The organism is Oscillospiraceae bacterium NTUH-002-81 (assembly GCA_032620915.1).
Taxonomy (GTDB): Bacteria; Bacillota; Clostridia; order Lachnospirales; family Lachnospiraceae; genus JAGTTR01.
This window is the reverse complement of the sequence record CP136052.1, coordinates 3,573,181-3,597,081: the sequence shown is the minus strand read 5'-3', so window position 1 is coordinate 3,597,081 and position 23,901 is coordinate 3,573,181. Positions and strand designations below refer to the sequence as shown.

16 protein-coding genes, 4 pseudogenes and 1 riboswitch are annotated in these 23,901 nt (G+C 41.8%); of the genes and pseudogenes, 15 read left to right on the top strand and 5 right to left on the bottom strand.

Annotated features, from left to right (window positions below):
- Positions 1 to 86 precede the first annotated feature (86 nt).
- The 5 genes and pseudogenes from RJD28_17810 (at position 87) to RJD28_17790 (ending at position 4,914) form a co-directional block, all read left to right on the top strand.
- Positions 87 to 1,521 (top strand): annotated as a pseudogene (locus RJD28_17810) (phospholipase D family protein).
- The gene (locus tag RJD28_17805; GenBank protein ID WNV57982.1) at positions 1,500 to 2,210 is read left to right on the top strand and encodes a response regulator transcription factor; all 711 of its coding nucleotides are present in this window, start codon (positions 1,500 to 1,502) and stop codon (positions 2,208 to 2,210) included. Before RJD28_17810 ends, RJD28_17805 begins: the two are co-directional and overlap by 22 nt.
- A complete protein-coding gene (locus RJD28_17800; GenBank protein WNV57981.1) occupies positions 2,210 to 3,253 on the top strand; it encodes a HAMP domain-containing sensor histidine kinase in 1,044 nt (347 codons plus the stop codon). The genes RJD28_17805 and RJD28_17800 overlap by 1 nt, the downstream gene beginning before the upstream one ends.
- A gap of 33 nt (positions 3,254 to 3,286) precedes the next feature.
- A complete protein-coding gene (locus tag RJD28_17795; protein ID WNV57980.1) occupies positions 3,287 to 4,330 on the top strand; it encodes an FUSC family protein in 1,044 nt (347 codons plus the stop codon).
- An 11-nt stretch (positions 4,331 to 4,341) separates the two neighbouring features.
- Positions 4,342 to 4,914 (top strand): CDP-alcohol phosphatidyltransferase family protein, encoded by a 573-nt coding sequence (locus RJD28_17790; GenBank protein ID WNV57979.1) that lies wholly within the window; start codon positions 4,342 to 4,344, stop codon positions 4,912 to 4,914.
- 343 nt (positions 4,915 to 5,257) lie between these two features.
- On the opposite strand, the gene RJD28_17785 is transcribed toward RJD28_17790, so the two are convergent.
- Positions 5,258 to 5,965 carry a S24 family peptidase gene (locus tag RJD28_17785; protein ID WNV57978.1) on the bottom strand — a complete coding sequence of 236 codons (708 nt, stop codon included), beginning with the start codon at positions 5,963 to 5,965 and terminating at the stop codon, positions 5,258 to 5,260.
- A gap of 172 nt (positions 5,966 to 6,137) precedes the next feature.
- Between RJD28_17785 and RJD28_17780 the strand changes: the two genes are divergently transcribed.
- A complete protein-coding gene (locus tag RJD28_17780) occupies positions 6,138 to 7,559 on the top strand; it encodes a putative DNA binding domain-containing protein (protein WNV57977.1) in 1,422 nt (473 codons plus the stop codon).
- Between the two features lie 308 nt (positions 7,560 to 7,867).
- On the opposite strand, the pseudogene RJD28_17775 reads toward RJD28_17780, so the two are convergent.
- Positions 7,868 to 8,410, bottom strand: a pseudogene (locus tag RJD28_17775) (relaxase/mobilization nuclease).
- Positions 8,411 to 8,727: 317 nt separating this feature from the next.
- Positions 8,728 to 10,302, bottom strand: a complete 1,575-nt coding sequence (locus tag RJD28_17770; GenBank protein WNV57976.1) for a diguanylate cyclase — start codon at positions 10,300 to 10,302, stop codon at positions 8,728 to 8,730.
- A gap of 513 nt (positions 10,303 to 10,815) precedes the next feature.
- Positions 10,816 to 10,906: riboswitch (cyclic di-GMP riboswitch) on the top strand.
- Between the two features lie 242 nt (positions 10,907 to 11,148).
- Here RJD28_17770 and RJD28_17765 point away from each other — a divergent pair.
- From RJD28_17765 to RJD28_17725, 9 genes and pseudogenes are all read left to right on the top strand, one after another.
- Positions 11,149 to 11,370 carry a response regulator gene (locus RJD28_17765; GenBank protein ID WNV57975.1) on the top strand — a complete coding sequence of 74 codons (222 nt, stop codon included), beginning with the start codon at positions 11,149 to 11,151 and terminating at the stop codon, positions 11,368 to 11,370.
- 89 nt (positions 11,371 to 11,459) lie between these two features.
- Positions 11,460 to 13,304, top strand: a complete 1,845-nt coding sequence (locus RJD28_17760; GenBank protein WNV57974.1) for an ABC transporter substrate-binding protein — start codon at positions 11,460 to 11,462, stop codon at positions 13,302 to 13,304.
- 2 nt (positions 13,305 to 13,306) lie between these two features.
- Complete coding sequence (locus RJD28_17755) at positions 13,307 to 15,592, top strand: ATP-binding protein (GenBank protein WNV57973.1); 2,286 nt, start codon at positions 13,307 to 13,309, stop codon at positions 15,590 to 15,592.
- A 203-nt stretch (positions 15,593 to 15,795) separates the two neighbouring features.
- A pseudogene (locus RJD28_17750) lies at positions 15,796 to 15,947 on the top strand (helix-turn-helix domain-containing protein).
- 118 nt (positions 15,948 to 16,065) lie between these two features.
- On the top strand, positions 16,066 to 16,689 hold the full coding sequence (locus RJD28_17745; protein ID WNV57972.1) for a PD-(D/E)XK nuclease family transposase: 624 nt from the start codon (positions 16,066 to 16,068) through the stop codon (positions 16,687 to 16,689).
- A 437-nt stretch (positions 16,690 to 17,126) separates the two neighbouring features.
- Positions 17,127 to 17,982: pseudogene (locus tag RJD28_17740) on the top strand (YitT family protein).
- Positions 17,983 to 18,010: 28 nt separating this feature from the next.
- The gene (locus RJD28_17735; protein WNV57971.1) at positions 18,011 to 19,339 is read left to right on the top strand and encodes an MATE family efflux transporter; all 1,329 of its coding nucleotides are present in this window, start codon (positions 18,011 to 18,013) and stop codon (positions 19,337 to 19,339) included.
- Between the two features lie 90 nt (positions 19,340 to 19,429).
- Positions 19,430 to 20,287 (top strand): DegV family protein, encoded by an 858-nt coding sequence (locus RJD28_17730; protein ID WNV57970.1) that lies wholly within the window; start codon positions 19,430 to 19,432, stop codon positions 20,285 to 20,287.
- A gap of 78 nt (positions 20,288 to 20,365) precedes the next feature.
- Positions 20,366 to 21,511, top strand: a complete 1,146-nt coding sequence (locus RJD28_17725; protein ID WNV57969.1) for an aldo/keto reductase — start codon at positions 20,366 to 20,368, stop codon at positions 21,509 to 21,511.
- 49 nt (positions 21,512 to 21,560) lie between these two features.
- Here RJD28_17725 and RJD28_17720 read toward each other — a convergent pair whose 3' ends face one another.
- Together RJD28_17720 and RJD28_17715 are read right to left on the bottom strand one after the other, a co-directional pair.
- Positions 21,561 to 22,079, bottom strand: coding sequence for an isochorismatase family cysteine hydrolase (locus tag RJD28_17720; protein WNV57968.1), 519 nt, complete (start codon positions 22,077 to 22,079; stop codon positions 21,561 to 21,563).
- 139 nt (positions 22,080 to 22,218) lie between these two features.
- Complete coding sequence (locus RJD28_17715; protein ID WNV57967.1) at positions 22,219 to 23,772, bottom strand: ABC-F family ATP-binding cassette domain-containing protein; 1,554 nt, start codon at positions 23,770 to 23,772, stop codon at positions 22,219 to 22,221.
- Positions 23,773 to 23,901 lie beyond the last annotated feature (129 nt).

Here is a 23,901-nt window from a genome sequence, read left to right as displayed (position 1 = left end):
ATGAAAAAAACAAACCTTGTTGAGGTTAAATTGAGGCTGACTTTGTATTGTATAGACATAAGATGAAAAAAGTCAGGTGATGTGCGATGGGAAAACGTAAGATATTTAAAATTGTTTTTGCTATACTGTCAATTTTTTTATGTGTGGTTTTTTATGAATTGCTCGGAATCTGCGTTGCATATAAAAAGCAGCCGGAAGTGTCCAATACAACCAAAAAAGAAACAAAAAATGGGTCATGGAACGAATGCAGTGAAAATACAGAACGGGCAGTAATCATAGAAAAGAATCCAGAAGCGCTTTTACAAAGAGTGCGTTTGATCAAGAATGCAAAAAAGGAAATTATTCTTTCTACTTTTGCATTTCAATCCGATGAAAGTGGAAAATTGATTTTAGGAGCACTGCATGATGCGGCAGACAGAGGTGTACATATTCGTCTGTTAGTAGATGGAATGGAGAGTTGGATTGATATGGAAGGAAATCCGTATTTCTATGGATTATCTTCCCATGAGAATGTTGAAATTAAACTGTATAATAAGGCCAATCCGTTGAAACCGTGGAAAATGATGGGTAGAATGCATGATAAATATTTGATTGCAGATGGAAAGAGATATATTCTTGGGGGAAGAAATACATACAATTATTTCCTGGGTGATTTTCCGGGACATAAGAACTATGACAGAGACGTGTTAGTGGTTTGCGATGAACCTGAGAAAGAAAATTCAGTTAACCAGTTGTCAGAGTATTTTGAAACCATATGGAATCAGGAAGACAGTGGTTATTTTCATGACAATAAAAAACTGGCAAATAGAAAATCTGTAAAGAACGCAATTTTAGAGCTGCAGAACAGCTATCAGAAATATTTTGAAGAGAATAAGGAAAGAATCTGCGAGACCGATTATACGGACGAAACTTTTGAGACAGAAAAGATTACATTAGTGTCAAATCCTATTCACACAGGTTCCAAAGAACCAGTAGTGTGGTATCAGTTGGGAGAATTGATGAAAAATGCAAAAAATCGTGTGAAGATCCACACGCCATATATTATCTGTAATGATATGATGTATAATACATGGGAGGAGATTGCAGAGAACGTTTCAGATTTTTCTATCATGACAAATTCAGTTGCGAATAATGGGAATCCATTTGGGGCTGCCGATTATGCGAAAAACAGAAATAGAATCTTAAGTACAGGAATTGATATCTGGGAATATGAAGGCGGTTATTCATACCACGGAAAAAGTATTCTGATTGACGATGATCTGTCTGTAATCGGTTCCTTTAATATGGACATGAGAAGTGCATATCTGGATACGGAACTGATGCTTGTAATACGCAGTAAAGATATTAATAAACAGTTGGAAGAGGGCATGATGGAATATGAAAAAGTGTCCCGCCAGATATTAGAAGGCGGAACTTATAATGATCCATATCATGTAGAGCCAATCGAATTAACAAAGAAACGTCAGAGAAAAAATATTTTTGGTACAGCATCTGCTTGGATGGGCAAGGTATCTGTTTTAATAAGGAGGAAGGAAAACGTGTTTCAAATATTGATTGTAGAAGATGATAAAGAATTAAGCCAGCTATTCCAAAAAGTGCTTGAGAAGAATGGATATCAAGTCAAAAGTGCATCGGATGGAGCACAGGCATTAGAAGTATTGGATAAGGAATATATTGATCTGATCATTTCTGATATTATGATGCCGGTTATGGATGGCTATGAACTGGTGTCAGAACTTCGTTCAGCAGGATATCAGATACCAGTGCTTATGATCACTGCGAAAGGTTCCTTTGATGATATGCGTCAGGGATTTTTTTCGGGAAGTGATGATTATATGGTAAAACCGGTAAATGTGAATGAAATGGTTTTAAGAGTCGGAGCACTGCTTCGCCGTGCACAGATATTGAATGAACACAAAATTGTGATCGGTTCAACAGAGTTTGATTATGATGCAATGACGGTTACAACTGATAAGGAAAGTCTTGTTTTACCTAAAAAACAATTCCTGCTTTTATATAAGCTTGCAGCTTCGCCAGGCAGAATATTTACAAAACAACAGTTGATGGATGAAGTATGGGGATACGAGACGGAGGCAGACCCACATACAATAGAGGTACATATAGGAAGACTCAGAGAGCGTTTTAAAGATAACCCGGATTTTGAAATCGTAACAATGCGTGGAATTGGATACAAGGTGGTGAAAAAATAATGGAACAAAAGAAAAAAAAAGGATTGCGGATCCGATCCTGTCTGACTGGTGCAATCTGGCTGGCACTTGTATTTTCAACAGTCATATCTGCTTTATTATTTGCTTTTTTGAATCATTTTTTTAATCTGCCGGGCAGCATACCTGTGCTTGGCTGGCTTTTGATTTTCAATACATTGATTGCAGGGCTGATCACTTCCTTTATCAATGCAAAGTTACTGGAACCAATTACCAGACTTAGTAAAGCAATGAAGGAAGTTTCTCAGGGAGATTTTGAACAGCATTTGGAAACGAACAGCCGTATAGCAGAAGTTGGAGAATCTTATCAAAGTTTTAACGTTATGACAAAAGAACTTCGTGCAACAGAGGTGCTGCAGATGGATTTTGTATCTAATGTTTCTCATGAGTTTAAGACCCCGATTAATGCCATTGAAGGATATACAATGCTGCTTCAGGGAGAAGAACTGTCTCCGGATCAAGAGGAATATGTAGAAAAAATCTTATTTAACACCCAAAGACTTTCCGGATTGGTTGGTAATATTTTGCTGTTATCCAAGTTAGAGAATCAGAATATACCAATGAAAAAAACAGAATATCGTCTGGATGAACAGATCCGTCAGGCATTTCTTTCATTGGAAACAAAATGGACAGAAAAAGAAATTGGTTTTCAGGTAGAATTGGAGGAAGTTAAATATACTGGGAATGAAGGTCTTTTTATGCATGTCTGGATAAATCTTTTGGATAATGCGATTAAGTTCAGCCCTTCAAAGGGGACAATTACGATGTTTCTGAAACAAGAACAGGATTCTGTTAAGTTCATTCTGGAAGATGAAGGACCAGGAATAGAGGATGATGTAAAATCCAGAATATTTGACAAGTTCTATCAGGTAGATGGATCTCATAAAGCAGAAGGAAATGGCCTAGGTCTTGCACTTGTAAAACGGATTGTAGATAGTGCCGGAGGAACAATCAAAGCAGAAAACCGTGAATATGGTGGATGCAGATTTGTTATAGAGCTGCCAAAGCAGAAAGATGAGATTATATAGTTTTAAGATAAATTAGAAGATGGGAGGATTTATATGACATTTTATCAGGAGTTGCAGTTAAATCAGGCAGGTTCTAAAAACCTGTTGAAAAAGAGTGAAACACTAAAAGAAAAATTATATCATATGTGGGTATATCTGGTGAAGATAGCTGTTACAATGGCATTTTGTTTTTTCTTTGTTAGTATTTTCAGTATCCTATTTGGAAATGAGAACAGCATTGTAGGTGTAGTAGTCTTATTATGTCTCATGGTGTTTAGAAATGCGGATCTGGGGATCCACACCGGACAATCTACGATGCTTTTGGCTTTGTTCTTTGTAATTATGACTGTATGTCCGCATTTGGCAAATCAGTTTTCACCGGTATTGGGAATGCTATTAAATATTGCGGCACTGGCTGTGTTGATTCTGTTCGGATGCCATAATCCATTCATGTTTAATCAATCTACATTGGTTCTTGGGTATCTGCTGCTATATGGTTATGATGTTACGGGAAAAAGCTATCAGATGCGATTAGTCGGAATGGCTTTAGGTGCAGCACTTACCTGCTTCGTATTTTATCGAAATCATAAAAACAGAACTTATAAAAGAAATCTGAAAGATCTGATACAAGAATTTGATATCACTTCTTCCAGAACAAAATGGCAGATATGTCAGATTTTATGCGTACCGATTGTCCTTTGCATTGCAGAACTTTGTAATATGCCACGTGCAATGTGGGCTGGTATTGCGGCCATGTCCGCGATTTTGCCGTTTATGGAAGATATGCACTACAGAGTCCGTAAAAGGATTGTCGGAAATATTGCAGGTGTTATATGTTTTACAGTATTATATTTTCTGCTTCCTTCGTCAATCTATGCATATATAGGAATTCTTGGTGGAATCGGTGTAGGATTTTCAGCACAATATGGCTGGCAGGCAGTATTTAACACATTTGGTGCTTTAGCCATTGCTGCAGAGACTTATGGACTACAAGGAGCGGTTAGTCTTAGAGTGATTCAAAATGTTTTTGGTGTTGTGTTTGCTTTAGCATTTTGTGTTATATTTTATTGGTTTATGTCTAAAAAAAAAGGAAAGTGAGATGACCGTACATGCAGAGTGAAGTGAATCAGGAAGAAAATTTGAATAGAATTATTACGGTTCCTAATCTTCTTTCTTTTTTTCGGCTTTGTCTGATTCCGGTAATTATATGGAGTTATTGTGTAAAGAAAAATCCTCTGTTAGCTGGTGAAATCTTATTGCTGTCTGGTCTTACGGATCTTGCTGATGGATATATCGCAAGAAGATTCCATAGGATTAGTAATTTAGGAAAAATACTTGATCCGGTGGCTGATAAGCTGACACAGGCAGCGATGTTAATCTGTCTGTTTACTCGTTTTCCGCATGTGCTTCTTTTAATCGTAATAATGGCAGGTAAGGAGCTGTATATGGTAGTCAGTGGATGTCTTGTGATACGAAAGACAGGAAAAGTACATGGTGCAGACTGGCATGGAAAGATAGTAACCTTTTTATTATATGGAACTGCAGCGGTGCATATTATATGGTTCCACATTACACCGATGGTATCAGATCTGTTGATTGGTTTGTGCGCTATAATGATGGTCATATCGGTCGCTCTGTATATTATCCAGAATACCAGGACTCTTAAGGAAGAGACTGTATAAGCAATTTTATATTGCAATGACTAGAAAAATATTTAGGAGAAGATAGATATAAACAGTAAGTCAAACACACAAACTATGGAGTCTTTAGTCAGTTTAATAAAATTTTAGATAGAAAATAAATCATTATAAAAAGATCCTGTTCATACTATGATATATAGAACAGGATCTTTATTTACTTTATTTTGCCAGGAAATTGCTCTGAATCTCCATCGGCATATGATAAGCCTGGCCTCGTTTTGTCAGGCTGTATAATTTAAAGCTCATTAGTTCCGGAGTCGCATTTAATGAACTGCAGAGTCCGAAATAATCCAGGTCCTCGTTCTGAACCATCAGCCTTTTAAAATTAGCCAACTACTTTTCCAAAAGTTTTTAAGGTGGATCCGGAAGTGACTTGGATAGGGGCATATTTTTTATTTAGAGAAATAAGCTGAATACCGGAATCGGATTGATGATATTTCTTTACATAAGCATCACCATCAAGGAAGAAGACACCGATTTCTCCTTCTTCAAGTGTTTCTTGTTTATGAATCCAGATGATCTGTCCATCCAGATAGAGAGGCTCCATGCTGTCACCACATACCCGGACACCGAAGTCAGCACTGGAAGATACTTCATCACCAACTTCAATTTCGGAAAAACGGTCGGAATCAAGGAATTGTCCTGTTCCAGCTGAAACCGGGAGATCATAGAGACTGAGAGTTCTTCGTGGAAATTGATAAATGATTGGTTCTTCTCGAATGTATTCCCCACTTTTCATTAATAGGTTCATGTAGTCAAGAACTTTGGCTTGTCCTTCGTCATTTAATTTGGAGAAAAGTTTCTCATCCGTTCCAATCTGGAATGTTCTATTTATATCGGAAATCTCAAGAATCTCACAGAGGGCAAAAAATTGTAAAACATTTGGCAGGTTTACATTTTTTTCCCATTTACTGATAGAATGAGCTTTTACATCTAAGCCTCTTTCACACAGAAGAGCTGCCAGTTGTGGTTGAGACAGTTTTCGGTCTTTTCTTTTATTAGCAATAATGGATCCAAAATCTTTCTTTATCATCATACACCTCCATGTAATAAAACTAAAATAGATGATTTCGAATATGTAAGATTGCATTTAGCATACCTAATTCAACTTAATTCGTAAAAATGAATTAAATGAGATATTTAACTCGACAAATGAGTTAAAACGAGTTACACTATATTTGAGTTAAATGATAGGAGGGATTGAGATGCGTACAATTCCTAAAGAGGAAAGTTTAGATATCGAGTTCAAGAGTGATTTAAAATGTTACCCGGATCACGATCTTATTGAAGAAATTGTTGGAATGACAAATACGGCCGGGGGATGTTTATTCCTTGGCGTTGAAGATGATGGAACAATTACCGGTGTTCATAAAAAACATAGAGACCCTATAGGAGTAACTGCGCTGATTGCCAATAGCACTGTTCCGCCTATAGCTGTGAGGGCAGAGATAATTACTGAAGAAGATAAGGATGTTTTGAAAATTGAAGTGCCAAGAAGTCGAGGGGTTGTATCTACTGCATCAGGGAAAATATTGAGAAGGCGGAATAAGCTGGATGGAAGCCCGGAAGTAATACCAATGTATTCATATGAGATCCCATCTCGTCTTGCAGAGCTTGGGATGCTTGATTATTCCGCTCAGCCTTTAGCAGGAGCTACTTTAGATGACTTGGACCCAAATCAGAGAGTAAGACTTCGGCGAATCATCCAGAATAGATCTGGGGGCGAAAAAACTTTACTTTCTTTACCGGATGAGGAATTGGATATTGCATTGCGTCTTGTTACAAATGTTGCTGGTAACTATGTTCCAACAGTTACAGGTATGCTATTAATTGGTAAGGAGGAACGCATTGCAGAGTTGCTACCAACAGCGAAAGCTGCATTTCAGGTTTTAGAGGGAACAGCTGTCCGTGTAAATGAGGATAGTAATAAACCTCTTCTTGAATTGTTCGAGAGCTATGAGACATATATCAAAGCATGGAATCCGGAAAGAGAGACCGAGTATGGCTTATTTAGAATTCCAATCCCGGAGTTTGACTGGGCTGCTTTTCGAGAAGGTTTGGTAAATGCATTTTGCCATAGGGATTATACTATGCTTGGCTCAGTAAGGGTTTTGATAGATGATGAAGGAATGACTATTAGTAATCCTGGCGGATTTATAGATGGGGTTAATTTAAAAAATCTTCTTACAGTAGAACCACATGGACGTAATCCGGCACTTGCAGATGCAATGAAACGAATTGGCTTAGCTGAGAAAACGGGAAGAGGAATTGATAGAATTTATGAAGGATCTATCATTTTTGGAAGACCTTGGCCAGACTATTCTGAGTCCACCAGTAGATCTGTTAAATTATTTATTCAAAGAGCAAAAGCAGATTTACCGTTTGCAAAATTTGTTGCGGATGAGCAAAACAGACAGGGGAAACCGTTATCAATATATGTGTTAATGATTTTGTCGGTTCTTAATAATGAAAGAAGATGTACTGTTGAACGGATTGTTGAGTTGACAAATCTTGGAGAAAATAAGATCAGATCGGCAATTGAGTTTATGATTGAATCTGGATTGATTGAAGCATCTGGAAAAGGAAAAAAATCGTACTTGCATTCTGGGAAAAAAGATTTATCGTGAGAATAAAAAAGCAATACAGTATGTTCGACAGACAGACATAGACAGTATTAGATATCCTGAATTAGTAATGAAGCTGGCAAATACTCAGAACGGAATTATCACAAAGCAAGATGTAATTGAATTGTTGAAAGTAACTCCTTCACAGGCATATACAGTTATAAAAAAACTTCAAGGAGAAGGTCGTTTGAAATTGTTATGTGGGGGAAAATATTCTAAGTACAAAGTGGTTAATTCTTAACGCAGTTTAACTCAAAAAGAAACGAGTTAAAAACGAGTTAGAATTGAATTAAAAATAATGAAGGTACTGTAATGGTATTTGTCATTTGCTGCAGGTTAGAAAGTTTTACCCGATGAGCATAGGCCGGGCTCTGCATTGCTTTCACATTTGTCTGGAGATTTACAACCAGTCGCAGGTGAGATCTGACATAGAGGATGGCCAATGGATCCTTGCGTAAGAAGGTCTGTTCCAGGTGTGTTTTTCCATATCGTGTTCCCAGTGCACGTTCAGTGATCCGCTTCTGTCGATCAGGATGAAGATAGCTGTATCTGCCACGATGCTCAATCACAGAAATCTGAAATTGTTCCAGAAGCTTAGATTGGAATTCATCAAAACTATTGGATGTGGCAGCACATTCATCAATCGCATTACGCAAATATTCTTTCTGTGTAAGGAACACGGTGGATGTTGGTTTGAGACCATCTTCGATGATTTTCTGATTGATCTCATCCAGTTTTTGCTGACCATGTTTCTGTGCCATATACTCTTTCTGAGTAATTTTTCTTTCAGCCGGAGCAAGAAGATCTATCTGGTGAAGTCCTTCCTGTTGGCACCGATCCATGACAGTTTTCTTAGAAATAGTGCTGTGAACACCTTTAGGTGGAACCAACAGACAAGTGAAACGTCTGTTATTGAGAGGGTATGGGGAGATCCCCATCAAGATAAATCCCATAGGATGACAGGATGCCAAACGGCAATACTGTTAAACATGGGTGGATCTTGCTCTTAATTGTACCCCTCTATATAACGAAACGCTCAGAGGCTGTTTTATAGTGGGAGAAAAGAAAAACTACAAGAATTTTTTATGTTATACGTTAGAAACCATTAAAAGAGAAAAATCCAGTTCACATCATGCGATGTGCCCTGGATTTTTCCTTTTGCGATATTTTATTATCTTGAGAATTTATCACGGTATCGAATATACATATCATCCCAATCCATGAACAATACGTAAAATACTCTTCCGTATTGCTGGCTTTCTACGATTCTTCCGTGATCAAGTACAGAAAGGTAAGTTCCGTCAGCTTTTCGAAGATGGAAGTGAATATAGTCATTTTCATTACCACTGTCAATCTGTTCCCAGATACTTGATTCTATCCGTTGTTGTTCATCTTCCTGAATCAGGTTTCGAAAACTTTTCTTAGTAAGTCTGAATAGTTCATCTATATCTTTATATCCAGACATATGAAGAAATTCATCATTTGCATAAAATAGTTCATCATCTTCTTTATCAGCTCTGTATATGATAAATGCACCTGGGAGATGCTTTGAAATATCCTTGAATGCGAATCCAAGCTGTTTGCGGATACCTGACTGAAGACCTTCACTGTAGACCATACATCCGTTTTTACCATGAAGCTTTATTTCATAAAGAGCTGCATCTGCACAGCGCATGAGTTGTGAACGGTTGGATGCAAATGTTGGATATTCTGCATATCCTAGAGAAATATAAAATGCATGTTCCTCACCATGACATGAGAATACTTTGGGAAGTTCGGTGAATTGATGTAGCTGTACATCTGCTTCTGTAAAGGTACAATTTGGTAAAAGAATGCAGAATTCATCACCACCGTTTCTTCCAAGTAATGCATCGGATGGGAAAAAAGCTTTCATGCTGTCTGCAAGATTCTTTAATGCCATGTCTCCGTAACTGTGTCCATAGATATCATTGATAAACTTGAAATCATCGATATCAAGGAGTGCAGCCACAAAATGTGTTTGCGGATTTTTAGAAATCATCTTTTCTGCTAACTCATCAAATCCATAGCGGTTATAAATACCTGTAAGAGAATCTGTATGTGCCAGTATTTGATATTTGTTCTTATGTTCTTTTGCTACTAACCATACTCTGGTAAGAACTGTCAGAAAAAGGATTATTATAACAAATATTCCGCTGGTGATTATGATTAATGTGCTATTCCTCCATCCACTTTTAGGTGTTATCTCAATTTTCCAGTTTTCATCTCCTATTGTAAAAGTATAAGAAACAGGATGGTTTATTTGATCATCTGACTGATAAACCACTTTATAAGTGTTACTCCAGGGAGTAACTGTTTTTAAAATTCTATATTCATATCCAAAATCTGAAAGTGCATGGATCGAGTCTGAAAAAATGTCCGGAACATGCAGGATAATGATCGTAAATCCCCAGAAATACTCTTGATCGTTTTTATCTTTCAGGTAGACTGGATTGCGGACGGCAATTCCATATCCGCCCTGTTTCAATTTGAAAGGACCTTGTGTAATGATTGTATGGTTGTCTCTGGCATAACAGGAAATCTTTCCACGGTCTTTATCATGGATCAGATCAATCTTACCTGCCTCATTTCCGGCAGCCGGATAAATATCGGTTACAACACCATTAGGAGCAAGTTGTATGCTTTCAATAGAATCAGATATAAGATTTCCGGCAATCGTTTCAAAATGATGGATGTCACCATCTTCACTTATTAAGATTTGCTTCAAAGCATTCGTAATCTCAATTCCGGATGTAATTTCATTCTTTATGCGTTCACCATAGGTGGCTACATTTAATTGTGCTGTTATGTGTCTCTGCTCTTTTTCATGGGTGTCTGTTTTGTATACAATTAAACTAACAAGGCATATTCCCAGTAAAAAAAATGATAAGAGGCACAAGTGTTTTCTTCTTCACTTGGTTCACCTCGTTTTATCCATGGGTATTTTATAATAAAGCATTATATCACAGAAGTTGAAAAACACAATAAATTTTCTGATAAAAGACAATATGTTTACGTTAAAACGATAAAGTTTTTTTATGGCAGAGTACTTGAATAAAAATATTGTAAAAAATAGCGGGGAGGTTATTGATAATTAATGAATGTAAAATTAAAATCTGGAAGCAAGAATAGTGACTTTGATTAATGAAGTGTATCAAGATAAAAAAATATACAGATTTTCCATCCAATATTATTGACGTGTAAAAAACTTCATGGTATTTTTATTTTGGGAAAAATGGAAATTATTTAAAGGCAAACTTGTTGAAAAGCAGGGACGCAAAGCTAGAAGGGGCTAAAGTCAGGAATTTTGACCAGGTCAGCCGGTTGCTACTGTTTCCATATCATATATGGAAAAATGTGAGAACGGAAGAGATTTTGATAAATCTTATACGATATGAATGCGTGATCTTAAAGAAATGTAGAAAGGGCACTGGCAGATTGTCGCAGGTGTCCTTTTTGTATGCCAAAATGTGTGAGAAAAGTTCTCTGTATACAGAGAAAAGCAGGATGAAGAAGGCGTAAAACGAAGAGAGGCTTTTTATAAAATGAAAATGGAAAAATTGCAGTTGAAAAAGTGGAAGCTTCTCCGAAAGGCTTATATGACCTTATTTTTATGGATATCCAAATGCCTGTAATGAATGGTTATGAGGCAACCGCAGCAATCAGGAGCCTTCCTGGTGACCAGGGAAAGCTGCCAATTATTGCCATGACTGCCAATGCTTTTGCAGAAGACGTACAGCTAGCCAAAAAATACAGGCATGAATGGACATCTTGCGAAACCGTTGGATATGAATAAGCTGAATAATGTTCTGGAAAGCTGGCTGTAATTGCTTCCCAATTATTGAATTAATGATTTTATCAGGAAAGAATGAGGAAAATACGAGTATGGAAAAGGTAAAACATTATCTGATAGCGTTATTGTCAGGGGTGCTTGTAGCAGCTACTGTTTTGCCTGGATGTGGACAATCTCAAAAAGCGGTATCTAAAAATGATGATCATCTTACTGTGTATCTGTGGGAAAATAGTTTAATGAAAAATATTGTACCCTATATCTATGAGCAGTTTCCAGATCAGGATATTGAGTTTATTACAGGTAATAATGATACCGATTTATACAGCTATTTTGAAGAACATGGTGAACTGCCGGATGTCATAACCGTGCGTCGATTCTCAGGAACAGATGCACAGGATCTGGAGCCATATCTTATGGATTTTGCTTCTTATGATGTTGTTTCCAGGTATTACTCCTATGCATTGCAATACTATAAAAATTCAAAAGATGAGATTCAGTGGCTTCCTGTCTGCGGTATGCCGCAGACAATCATTGCCAACAAGACATTGTTTGAACAGTATGGAATCAAGATACCGAAAAATTATAAGGAATATGCACAGGCGTGCCAGCAATTTTATGATAATGGTATAAAACCGTATTCCCTGGATCTTGCAGAAGACTGGTCTGCTCATGAGGTGATTCAGGCAGGTGCAATTGGTGAATTCATGAGTCTGGATGGAATCGAATGGAGAAGATCAGCTGAAAGTGCATCAGGGGATATCGCGTTTGATGATGCATTATGGAAACGTATTTTTTCAGAAACCCATACATTTCTGAAGGACTCACATTTTGCGAAAGATGATATCAGCGTCGATATTAATACTGCAGCGCAGATGTTCCTTGAGGGAAAAGCAGCAATGTTTCATGGTTATCCGGCACTTATGCAGGAATATCAGGAACAGATGGATGCAGAATTAACCCGTATACCGTTTTTTTCACAGATTTCGGATGAAGCTTTTATAAATATGACCCCTTCTTTGAATATTGCATTCAACAAAGATCTGGAAAAAGATCAGGAAAAACTGGACCTGGCATTCGATGTCCTGGATTGTATGATTTCAAAAGAAGGACAAACGTTGATTGCAGATGGAAAGGGTGTAATTTCATTAAATGTAGATGTTCCAAACATGATGGAAGATGTACCTGGCCTGGAAAATGAAATTAATAATAATTCTGTTTATATCCGATATTCTGCTCAAAAATCATTTGAGGCCAGCCTTAAGGCCGTTCACGGATTATTGTCAGGGGAAATGGATGAAACACAGGCTTATGATGCTTTTCGCAGCACAATGAATCGTAAGGATTCAAAAGAAAAAATCACAGTAAATTTTGAAAACGAATATGCCATTTCACTAAATGATAAAAACGGTCGTGATGCGGCATCTTCTATTTTAACTACGATCAGAGAGGAAAATGATGCGCAGCTGGCGCTGGTGCCATATTATTATTTTACTTCTTCCATTTACAAAGGGGAGTGTACCGACAGCCGGGTTGGTCTGATGACAGCAAAGAGTTCAGATACATCATTATACCTGGCAAAGATCAATGGCAAAGAGGTTTATGAGCTTGCGGAGAAATATCTTGCTGAGTCCGATGAGAAATTTCGTGTAATCAATAAATATGAATTACCAATTGCATCCGGTATGAAAATAATCGTCAGGCAAGAGGAAAACGGATTCTCATTAAAGGACATAGAAGTAAATAAGGAAAAAATAGACAAAGAAAAGGAGTATTCTATTCTTCTTACAAACACCACAATGTCTATTTTGGAAAAAATAAATCCGGAATGTGAGATCAGGCAGCTTGGGAACACAACATTATCAAGTGCATGGACCGCAGCAACGGCAAACGGACAGCAGCCGTCAGCACCGGAAGATTATATAGAGGTTGAAAAATAAAAGTGGGAACAGAACAAGCGATAACAAAAAGAAAAAAGATCATAGTACCATTGTTTTTTCTAATTCTTATCTTTTCAAGTTTGATTTTTGTAAAACTCCTTTTAAACAGGATGAACAGCTATATTGCGGAAAACGGGAAAAGCAGTATGGGAGCCGTTATTGAACAGATACAGCAGACCTATGATCTGCAGGTGAATGGATACTACAGTCAGCTGCATATGCTTGAGGATGCTCTTATTCAAGAGGAAGAAAGATCTCTTGAACTAGATAGTAACAAAAAGTTCTTTGAGGCATGGCAAAAAGAATCTGAAAGTACACTCATATTTCTCCAGGAAAATGGAAAGGCAATCACCACTGATGGAACAAAAATTCGGGTTGACATGCCAAGTAAACTTTTGTTGGAGTTGAAGAACGGATATAATATTGGAAAATTGGTTTCTCTTGATTATGAGCAGAAGAAAAAAGATAGTTATCTGGTTGCAATTCCATGTCAGGAATATATGATTAATGGGGAAACTTATACGGCAATTGGAACTGTGTATAATCATTCAAAATTAGATTCCATGTTAAGTGTGAAAAGCTATAATGGGAATGCGTATCTGTTTATGCTGGACAATGACGGAAATATAACTTATACAAACCAGCAGGAAGATAAATTTTTTAGAAACTATTCCCTGTTAAAACATTTAAAAGGAGGACAGGCTATCACAGAGGAAGAGGCTGATTCACTCAAAAAAAAGCTGGATGGCAGAGAGCAGGGAGTAGAACTCCTGGGAAATGACAAACCTTACTATCTGGGATACTGTCCGATAGAAAATAATAACACCATGCTGATCTGCATTGTAGAAAAAGGTGTCGTAGATAATGTGCTGAGAGATTATCAGAAAACGATAGTGTTTGCGACAATACTCATGGCAGGTTTTATACTTTTGCTTTTTGTCGGATTATTCTACAGTATTTCCAGATGCAATCTTGCTGATCAAAAAGCTGAATATGAAAAAAGAAATAATGAGATTCAGATGCAGGCATTGAGGGAAATGGAAGCGTCCAATAAAAAACTGAAAAAGGCAAAGGACATTACAACGGAAGCACTGCAGACAGCTGAAAATGCAAATAAGGCGAAAACAGATTTCCTGTCCAACATGTCACATGATATTCGTACACCAATGAATGCAATTATCGGAATGACATCATTGATCAGACATGATGCCGGAAATAAAGATAAAGTAATAGAGTATGCAGATAAAATAGACATTTCATCACAGCATCTGTTAGGAATCATTAATGATGTTCTTGATATGAGTAAGATTGAGGCAGGAAAAACAGTTTTTAAGTATACAGATTTTTCCATTTTGGATTTTATTACAGAACTCAATACCATATTCCACCCACAGATAGCTGAGAAAAATCAGACGCTTACTGTCACAAAAGAAAATATCCGGCATGAGTGGGTAAATGGGGACCAGGTTCATTTAATGCAGATTTTCAACAACTTGCTTTCTAATGCAGTGAAGTATACGCAGGAAGGTGGAAAAATTCAGTTTCTGGTAGAAGAATGTGAGACAAAGTCATCTGTCTACGCAAAGTACCGTTTCTTAGTCAGCGATAATGGAATGGGAATGTCGGCAGATTTCAAGAAGACAATTTTTGATCCGTTTACTCGTGCTGAAGATTCTGTGACGAATAAGATACAGGGAACCGGTCTTGGAATGGCTATTACCAAAAATCTGGTTGAAGCAATGGGAGGCACCATTGATGTGGAGAGTGAACTGAGCCAGGGAAGCTGTTTTGAGGTTCTTATAGATCTGAGAATTGCAGAAAATAGATCTGTTTCGTCAGCAGTACAGGAAGAAAAGAATGAACAGAATGATAATATCTTTCAAGGAATGAGATTCCTGTGTGCGGAGGATAATGAGCTGAATGCAGAAATCCTGACGGAACTGTTAAAGATTGAGGGTGCAGAATGTACCATCTGTGAAAATGGTGAAGAGATTTTGAAGACATTTGAAAAGTCTGCACCAGGGGATTATGACATGATCCTGATGGATGTGCAGATGCCTGTTATGAATGGTTATGAGGCAACGAGGGCAATCCGCAGAAGTTCTCATGAGTTGGCAAAGAAGATTCCGATTATTGCAATGACCGCCAATGCATTCTCGGAGGATATTCAGCATTCTCTGGCAGCCGGTATGAATGCTCATGTTTCAAAACCGGTTGAGATGAGGGTGTTGGAAAAGACGATCAGAAGCATAAAATCCGGCGGGGGGGGGCGAAACTCAAGGCATTAATCAATAACCACTAAAAATAATAATATTATTAATCATAGAGTGTATGGATTCAAACTCCATATGCTCTTTTTTTTACTTAATTTCAGAAAAAATGCAAAAAATTCAAAAAGATTGCTTTTGACCACTGTAAAACATGCTCTGAGCGTTTCGTTATATGAAGGAATAATTTTTCTTTCGTATTTCAAAGAAAAGAGGATAAAGAAATGTCAGAGAAAAGATGTTATACAGTTCAGGAGTTACAGGAAATCTTAGGAGTCAGCAGACCTACTATTTATAACCTTTTAAAGAAAAGGAATTCCGGTGGATCCAGTTGGATGGCGGAAAGTATCGCATAAGTCACTATTCAGACCGATAGATAAACCTATCTTATGTAAATTTAATTTGTAAGTCAGGTAAATTCGTGCTACGATGAAAACCAGCAGAAACGGGTAAATAAACTCGTTGATGATATGACTCTTTTTGATGATGATCTGATGAGTCATGTGTTTGATAAAAATATAGAAGCGACAGAGCTTATACTTCGCATTATTCTTGGAGAAGACATTAAGGTAATCAGGGTGGATGGACAGGATGAGTTGAAGAATCCTCTGGTAGATGGCCGTAATATTACTCTGGATGTACATGCAATAGACTCTCATGGGAAAGAGATTGATATAGAAGTTCAGGGCGATGTAAAGGGTGCAGCTGTGGAACGTGCAAGATTCCATAGCAGTATGGTTGATGCCAGAATGTTGAAAGTAAGTCAGGATTTTAAAGAACTCAAGGATTCCTACGTGATTTTTATCTATAAAAAAGATAAATTCAAGGAAGGATTACCGATATATCATATTGACCGATATGTCAGGGAGACTGGAAAACTTTTTGAGGACGGTTCGCATATTATATATGTGAATGGTAGTTACAAGGGCGAAGGTGAGATTGCTCAGCTTATAGAAGACTTTCACCAAAAGGAATCAGAGGATATGCATTATAAGGCATTGGCTGATGGGGTAAAACATTTCAAGGAAACTGAGGAAGGGTTCTGGATGTCCGGTGGACATCCGGTTAGAACCGACCGGAGCGAAGCGGAGACCGTGAAATTATGTGTGAATCAGTAAAAGAATCAGTAAAAGAATATGCAAAAGAATATGCGGATGAACGAGATGTGACAAAAGTAAAAAACTTATGGAAAATTTACAGCTTACATTGGAGCAGGCTTTAAATGCGCTTGATATCCATGGATCATCCAGAACTTATATTACAAAGCAGCTCCAGAAGTGACTTAAATGATAAAACAAAAGTTGTTAATTAATAGCAGGCCAACAACCTGCTGTTTTTCTTTGCGTAAAAGTATGTGCTTACAGAATTTTTGTATAGTCAGCTGAATGAGGATGAGTGTCAATAAACATCCCCCACTTGAAAAAAATATTGATTTATGCTAGTATTTTCGTGCAATACAGATGCGTATGATCGCATCTTTGGGCTGGCCGGAAGACCTGGGCCCACCAAACGGCGGGTAAGACACCCGTCATTTTTTATGGAGGTTTATGAAGTCGTGAAAAAGGATTTGCATGCGATAGAGATCATAAAGGAAACCGTCATTCTGACCGTCGCGGTGGCGATCATTGCGGCGGCGGTGTATTTTTTCCTGGTGCCGAGCCATACGTCGGTAAGCAGCATTTCGGGTCTGGGCATTGTGCTGTCCAACTTTGTACCGCTGCCGCTGTCGGCCATCACGATGATCCTGAATGTGGTGCTGCTGCTCATCGGTTTTGTGACGTGCGGCAGAGAATTTGGCGTGAAAACGGTGTATACAAGTATCATGCTGCCGTTGTTCCTGGGGCTTTTTGAAAAGGTATTCCCCGATTTTGGTTCCATGACAGACAGTCAGGAGCTGGATGTGCTCTGCTATATTCTGGTGGTCAGCGTGGGCCTGAGCATTTTGTTTAACCGGAATGCGTCCTCCGGCGGCCTGGATATTGTGGCGAAGATCATGAATAAATATCTGCATATGGAGCTGGGAAAAGCCATGTCCCTTTCGGGCATGTGTGTGGCGCTTTCTGCGGCACTGGTGTACGACAAGAAAACCGTGGTACTGAGTATTCTCGGTACATATTTTAATGGCATGGTGCTGGATCATTTTATTTTTGACAACAACATCAAGCGGCGCGTCTGTATCATCACGGAAAAAGAGGAGGAGCTGCGGCAGTTTATCATCCATGACCTGCACAGCGGCGCTACCGTGTATGAAGCGATCGGTGCGTATAATTTGGAAAAAACATAACGAGATCATCACCATCGTGGATAAGAGCGAATATCAGAAGCTGATGAAATTTATCAATCAGAAGGATCCGAAAGCGTTTATTACGGTTTATCATGTATCCAATATGCGGTATCAGCCAAAACCGTAAAGGATAGGCACAAAAAAGAGGAGTTTATATGGAAAGAGATCTGACAACCGGGAAAATTATGCCGCAGCTGGTGCGTTTTACGATACCGCTGGTGCTGGGAAATATTTTTCAGCTGACCTATAATGCGGTGGACAGTGTGATCGTCGGCCGGTATGTGGGTAAGGAGGCACTGGCGGCGGTCGGTATCTGCAATCCCATTGCGACACTGTTTATCCTGTTTTTAAACGGCCTCTGCATGGGGGCCAGTATTCTCATGGGGAATCAGTTTGGCGCCAAAGATTATGACCTTCTGCACCGGCAGATCAGCACGTCCATGCTGTCCGGTGTGGTGTTTTCGGTGTTCTTATCGGTGTTTTGTATCGTGTTTGCGCATCCGATCCTGCTTCTGATGCAGGTGGATGCCTCCATTCTGCAGATGACCATGCACTATATGCGGATCATTTTTGCCGGGCTTCTGTTTACGTTTATGTATAATTTTTTTGCAAGTACCTTGCGTGCCCTGGGGGACAGCCAGTCGCCGCTCTATTTTCTCATCACCAGTGCGGTGGTCAACATTGTGGGCGATCTGTTCTTTGTACTGTATCTGCACATGGGCAGCGAGGGCTGCGCCATTTCCACGGTGCTCAGCGAGGCACTGTCCTGTCTGCTCTGTATCATTTATATTCAGAAGAAGGTGCCGGTTCTGCAGCTGGGCAGAAAATGGCTTGTATTTGACCGGGCACAGCTGGGAAAGACGATTGCCTATGGCTGGGCGTCTGCCATGCAGCAGGCCACAGTGCAGTTGGGAAAACTGGGTATCCAGGCCATCGTCAACTCCATGGGTGTCTCCATTGCGGCGGCTTTTGCCGTGGTCAACCGGATCGACGATTTTGCCTATACGCCGGAGCAGAATATCGGCCATGCCATGACGGCGCTGATGGCGCAGAACAAAGGGGCCGGGAAGAAGGATCGTCTGAAGGAGGCATTTCGGTGCGGCATCCGCATTGAAGTGGTATATGGCATTTTTATCTTTATCGTCTGCTTCCTGCTGGCGGATCCGCTGATGCGCCTGTTTTCCAGCGATGCGGAGGTGTGCGGGCACGGCGCCACTTATCTGCGGCTGATCTCGTTCATGTATCTGCTGCCCGCCATCACCAACGGCATTCAGGGATATTTCCGGGGCATCGGAGATCTGAAGGTGACGCTGATCAGCAGCTTTGTGAACATGGGCGTGCGGGTGATCGCAGCTGTGATCCTGGTGTTTGTGTTTTCTCTGCAGATCGAGGCGCTGCCGATTTCCTATCTGGTCGGGTGGATCGGCATGCTCATTGCGGAGCTGCCGCTGCTGGTCAGAAGCTACCGTAATTATGGCAGATGAATGGCATCAACTGGTCTGTGCATGACGAAGAAAAAGGATGGCTGTATTTTGACGCAGGAAAATATTGAAAAAAGAAAGGTTGGGACGCATATGGAATATGTGAAAATTATTTCTGACAGCACATGTGATTTGTCCGGAGAATTGATCGACAGATATGATATTTCTATTTTGCCGCTTCATGTACTTCTGGGGGAAAAGGAATATAAAGATGGGGTGGATATTACGCCGGAGGACATCTACAGATGGTCAGATGAGAACAACACTACGCCAAAGACCTCCGCGCCGTCTATGGAAGAGGCGATGGAACTGATGCGCCCCTTTGTGGAAGCCGGCAGAGAGGTTGTCTGCTTCAGTATTTCAGATTCTATGTCAAGCTCCGGCAATGCCATGCGTCTGGCGGCACAGGAACTGGAGGCAGAGCATCTGGTGACCGTCATTGATTCCCAGAATCTTTCCACCGGTATCGGGCATCTGGTGGTGGAAGCTGCCATTCTTGCGCAGCAGGGCAAAACGGCGGAAGAGATCCGGGAGGCCATCGAAGCGCTTCGGCCCCGGGTACGGGCAAGCTTTGTCACAGATACGCTGGTGTATCTGCGCCGGGGCGGCCGCTGCAGTGCGCTGGCAGCCATGGCAGGGGGCGTGCTGAAGCTGCATCCGAAGATCGTTGTGAAGGACGGCGCCATGGATGCGTCGAAGAAATACCGTGGTAAAATCGCGTCTGTCATCATGTCCTATACGAAAGATATGGAAAGTGACCTGAAAGCGGCGAAACCCGACCGGGTATTCATCACCCATTCCGGGTGTGATCCCCAGATCGTTGCGGACGTGCGGCAGTACCTGGAAGACCTGCATGTTTTTCAGGAGATTCTTATCACAAGGGCCGGGTGCGTCGTGTCCAGCCACTGCGGGCCGGGAACGCTGGGGGTATTGTTTATCGAGAAAATATAAATAAGTTTAGCGTATCTTTATAGGAAGAGAGCCGTATGTAGTAAGGGGACTGTATATGGCCAGAAAAAGGGAGAAATTATGAAAACGAGAAGATTGGGAAAAACTGGCCTGCAGGTCAGTGAAATTGGTTTTGGCGGGGAATGGCTGGAACGTCACCCCGAAGCGGAGGGCGTGGAGCTGATCCGTTATGCGTCATCGAAAGGGATCAATACTCTGGACTGCTGGATGCCAGATCCGAAATCCAGAAATATCATCGGTGAGGGCATCAAGGAAAACCGGGAACAGTGGTACATCCAGGGCCATATCGGCGCTACCTGGAAGGATGAGCAGTATTACCGGACGCGGGACATGCGCTACGTGCGCCCTACCTTCGAGGATCTGCTGAAACGGCTGCAGACCGACTATATCGACATTGGCATGATCCACTACGTGGATTCGGAGGAAGAGTGGGAGCAGATCCAACACTCCGATTACATGGACTACGTCATGGAATTAAAGGAAAAGGGCATCATCCGTCATATCGGCATGAGCTCCCACAACCCCAAGGTTGCCATCAAGGCGGCCCAGTGCGGGTATGTGGAAATGATCCTGTTCAGCATCAACCCGGCCTTCGACATGCTGCCGGGCAGTGATAACATTGAGACGTTATTTGCAGAAACCTTCGATGAAAAATTCAAAGGCATTGATGAAGAGCGGGCGTATCTGTACAAATTATGCGAGGAAAATGACATTGGGATCACCGTCATGAAAGGCTTCGCCGGCGGTCGCCTCTTTGATGCCAGACGTTCGCCTTTTGGCGTCAGCCTGTCTCCGGTGCAGTGCATCCACTATGCCCTCACCAGACCCGCAGTCTGTTCCATCGAGTGCGGCTACGACACCAAAGCCCAGGTAGATGCGGCGCTGGCATACGAGACCGCCTCTGCGGAAGAGAAGGACTATGCTTCCGTGCTGGCCAACGCGCCCTTCCATTCCTACCGGGGCGAGTGTACCTACTGCGGCCACTGTAAGCCCTGCATGGCAAACCTGGATATCGCCATGATCAACAAATTCTACGATCTGGCCACCATGCAGCCGGAAGTACCGGCGGGTGTCAGATCCCACTATGAACTGCTGGAGCACAAAGCCTCCGAGTGCATCGGATGTCATGCCTGTGAAGAGCGGTGTCCCTTCGGTGTGCCCATCGCAGAGCGGATGGAAAAGACAGCAGAACTGTTTGGGTGCTAAACGCAACCGAATGCCTACGCACCGACAATGGCCGAAGAATACAACACTATCAGCGTGCGTTTGTTTGGTCATGAATGACATCAATCTGGCACATTTTCATGGTGGTAAGGGCTGCCTGGTGGCTTTCCGGGGTGACACCGGCACAGCAGGCTGCATCCACAGTGATGGGTACTTCCGGGAACTGTGCTTTCAGGATCAGGGCGTTGGAGACAACGCAGATATCTGTGCACAGTCCCACCAGCTCAATTTCGTCGAAATGGCGTTCATTCCAATGCGTCCAGCCGAAGGTGGGCTTGTCGATACAGACAGCGCCGCTTACCATCAGGCCGTCGGCGATCTGCCAGCCGTCGGTGCCCCTGATGCAGTGCTTCACAGGCAGCTTCCGGCCTTCCGGGGTATCCAGATAATCTTCCCCATGGGTGTCCCGGGTGAAAATGATCTCATCTCCGTTTTTCTCATATTCTTTTATTTTGGCGGCAACATTCGGGACGATGGCCTGTGCCTCTTTCGTTCCCAGAGAGCCGTCGATGAAATCTTTCTGCATATCGATCACGATCAGTGTCTTCATAGAAAATTCCTCCCGTTTATTTTTACAAATACCATACATGATTTTAGTTGATTTGGCAATCTATATGCTTTAAAAGCAATAAGAATCTCGGCAGATTCGTACTGTCACGCCAAATCTGCCGAGAATATCTTTGTAAATTTTAAATCTTCAGCGACCAGTCCTCGCAGTGCCACACCTCAGATACCACATCCTGATAGAACTCAGGTTCATGGCAGATGAGCAGGATACTTCCCCTGTAGTCCTTCAGTGCCCGTTTCAGCTCGTCTTTGGCGTCCACGTCCAGGTGGTTGGTGGGCTCGTCCAGCAGCAGGAGGTTGGTCTCCCGGTTGATGAGCTTGCACAGCCGGACCTTGGCCTGCTCGCCGCCGCTTAAGACGCGCACCTGGCTCTCGATGTGCTTGGTGGTGAGGCCGCACTTTGCCAGGGCGGAGCGGATCTGGTACTGGGTGTAGGAGGGGAATTCCTTCCACAGCTCTTCGATGCAGGTGGTGGTATTTCCCGGTGCCATTTCCTGTTCGAAGTAGCCGATGTACAGGTAGTCACCCAGCTGTGCCTGACCGGACAGGGGCGGGATGAGGCCGAGAATGCTCTTGAGCAGAGTGGTTTTGCCGATGCCGTTGGCGCCCACAAGGGCAATCTTCTGGCCGCGCTCCATGGAGAGATTTAAGGGGCGGGACAGCGGTTCGTCATAACCGATGACCAGATCCTTCGTTTCGAAAAGGATTTTCCCGGCGGCCCGGGCTTCCTGGAAGTGGAATTCCGGCTTGGGACGCTCGGCGGCCAGCTCGATTTTTTCCATTTTATCCAGCTTTTTCTGCCGGGACATGGCCATGTTTCGGGTGGATACCCGGGCTTTGTTGCGGGCAACGAAATCCTGCAATTCGCTGATTTCCTGCTGCTGGCGTTTGTAAGCTGCCTCCAGCTGGGCTTTCTGCACGGCGTAAACCTCCTGGAAATGGTCGTAGTCGCCCACGTAGCGGGTGAGGGACTGATTTTCCATATGATAGATCAGGTTGATGACGCTGTTCAGGAACGGGATGTCGTGGGAAATGAGGATAAACGCATTCTCATACTCGTTCAGGTAGCGTTTCAGCCACTCGATGTGCTGCTCATCCAGGTAGTTGGTGGGCTCGTCCAGCAGCAGAATGTCCGGCTTTTCCAGCAGGAGCTTGCCCAGCAGCACCTTGGTACGCTGGCCGCCGCTTAAGTCGGTGACATCCTTGTCCAGACCGATGTCGGCAAGGCCCAGCGCCCGGCCGATTTCCTCGATTTTGGCATCAATGATATAGAAGTCGTGCATGGTCAGCAGATCCTGGATCGTGCCGGTCTCCTCCATCATGGCCTCCATTTCCTCGGGGGTGGCCTCCCCCATCTGTTCAAACAGGGTGTTCATCCGTTCTTCCATCTCAAAAAGCCAGGAAAAGGCGGATTTCAGCACGTCGCGGATGGTCATGCCCTTCTGCAGCACGGCGTGCTGATCCAGGTATCCGGCCCGGACGTTTTTCGCCCATTCGATCTTGCCCTCGTCGGGCATCAGTTTTCCGGTGACGATATTCATGAAGGTGGACTTTCCCTCGCCGTTGGCGCCGATGAGCCCGATGTGCTCCCCTTTCAGCAGGCGGAAGGACACGTCGTGGAAAATCGCACGGTCGCCGAAGCCGTGGGACAGGTGTTCAACATTTAAAATACTCATTTATCGTATACCCCTTTCCATTCATACAAACAGTATCAGTGTACCGTATTTTAAGGCCGGTGGGAAGCCTGTACTTTTTGATGGTTGCTATTTTTCGCGTTTTTTGGTACTCTAGTAGTCATAAAGGGT

What these genes read in the sequence shown, in the direction of transcription:
- RJD28_17805 (WNV57982.1), top strand. Translation starts at nt 1,500, where the DNA reads ATGGGCAAGGTATCTGTTTTAATAAGGAGGAAGGAAAACGTGTTTCAA.
- RJD28_17800 (WNV57981.1), top strand. Translation starts at nt 2,210, where the DNA reads ATGGAACAAAAGAAAAAAAAAGGATTGCGGATCCGATCCTGTCTGACT.
- RJD28_17795 (WNV57980.1), top strand. Translation starts at nt 3,287, where the DNA reads ATGACATTTTATCAGGAGTTGCAGTTAAATCAGGCAGGTTCTAAAAAC.
- RJD28_17790 (WNV57979.1), top strand. Translation starts at nt 4,342, where the DNA reads ATGCAGAGTGAAGTGAATCAGGAAGAAAATTTGAATAGAATTATTACG.
- RJD28_17785 (WNV57978.1), bottom strand. Translation starts at nt 5,965, where the DNA reads ATGATAAAGAAAGATTTTGGATCCATTATTGCTAATAAAAGAAAAGAC.
- RJD28_17780 (WNV57977.1), top strand. Translation starts at nt 6,138, where the DNA reads ATGCGTACAATTCCTAAAGAGGAAAGTTTAGATATCGAGTTCAAGAGT.
- RJD28_17760 (WNV57974.1), top strand. Translation starts at nt 11,460, where the DNA reads ATGGAAAAGGTAAAACATTATCTGATAGCGTTATTGTCAGGGGTGCTT.
- RJD28_17745 (WNV57972.1), top strand. Translation starts at nt 16,066, where the DNA reads ATGAGTCATGTGTTTGATAAAAATATAGAAGCGACAGAGCTTATACTT.
- RJD28_17735 (WNV57971.1), top strand. Translation starts at nt 18,011, where the DNA reads ATGGAAAGAGATCTGACAACCGGGAAAATTATGCCGCAGCTGGTGCGT.
- RJD28_17730 (WNV57970.1), top strand. Translation starts at nt 19,430, where the DNA reads ATGGAATATGTGAAAATTATTTCTGACAGCACATGTGATTTGTCCGGA.
- RJD28_17725 (WNV57969.1), top strand. Translation starts at nt 20,366, where the DNA reads ATGAAAACGAGAAGATTGGGAAAAACTGGCCTGCAGGTCAGTGAAATT.
- RJD28_17720 (WNV57968.1), bottom strand. Translation starts at nt 22,079, where the DNA reads ATGAAGACACTGATCGTGATCGATATGCAGAAAGATTTCATCGACGGC.
- RJD28_17715 (WNV57967.1), bottom strand. Translation starts at nt 23,772, where the DNA reads ATGAGTATTTTAAATGTTGAACACCTGTCCCACGGCTTCGGCGACCGT.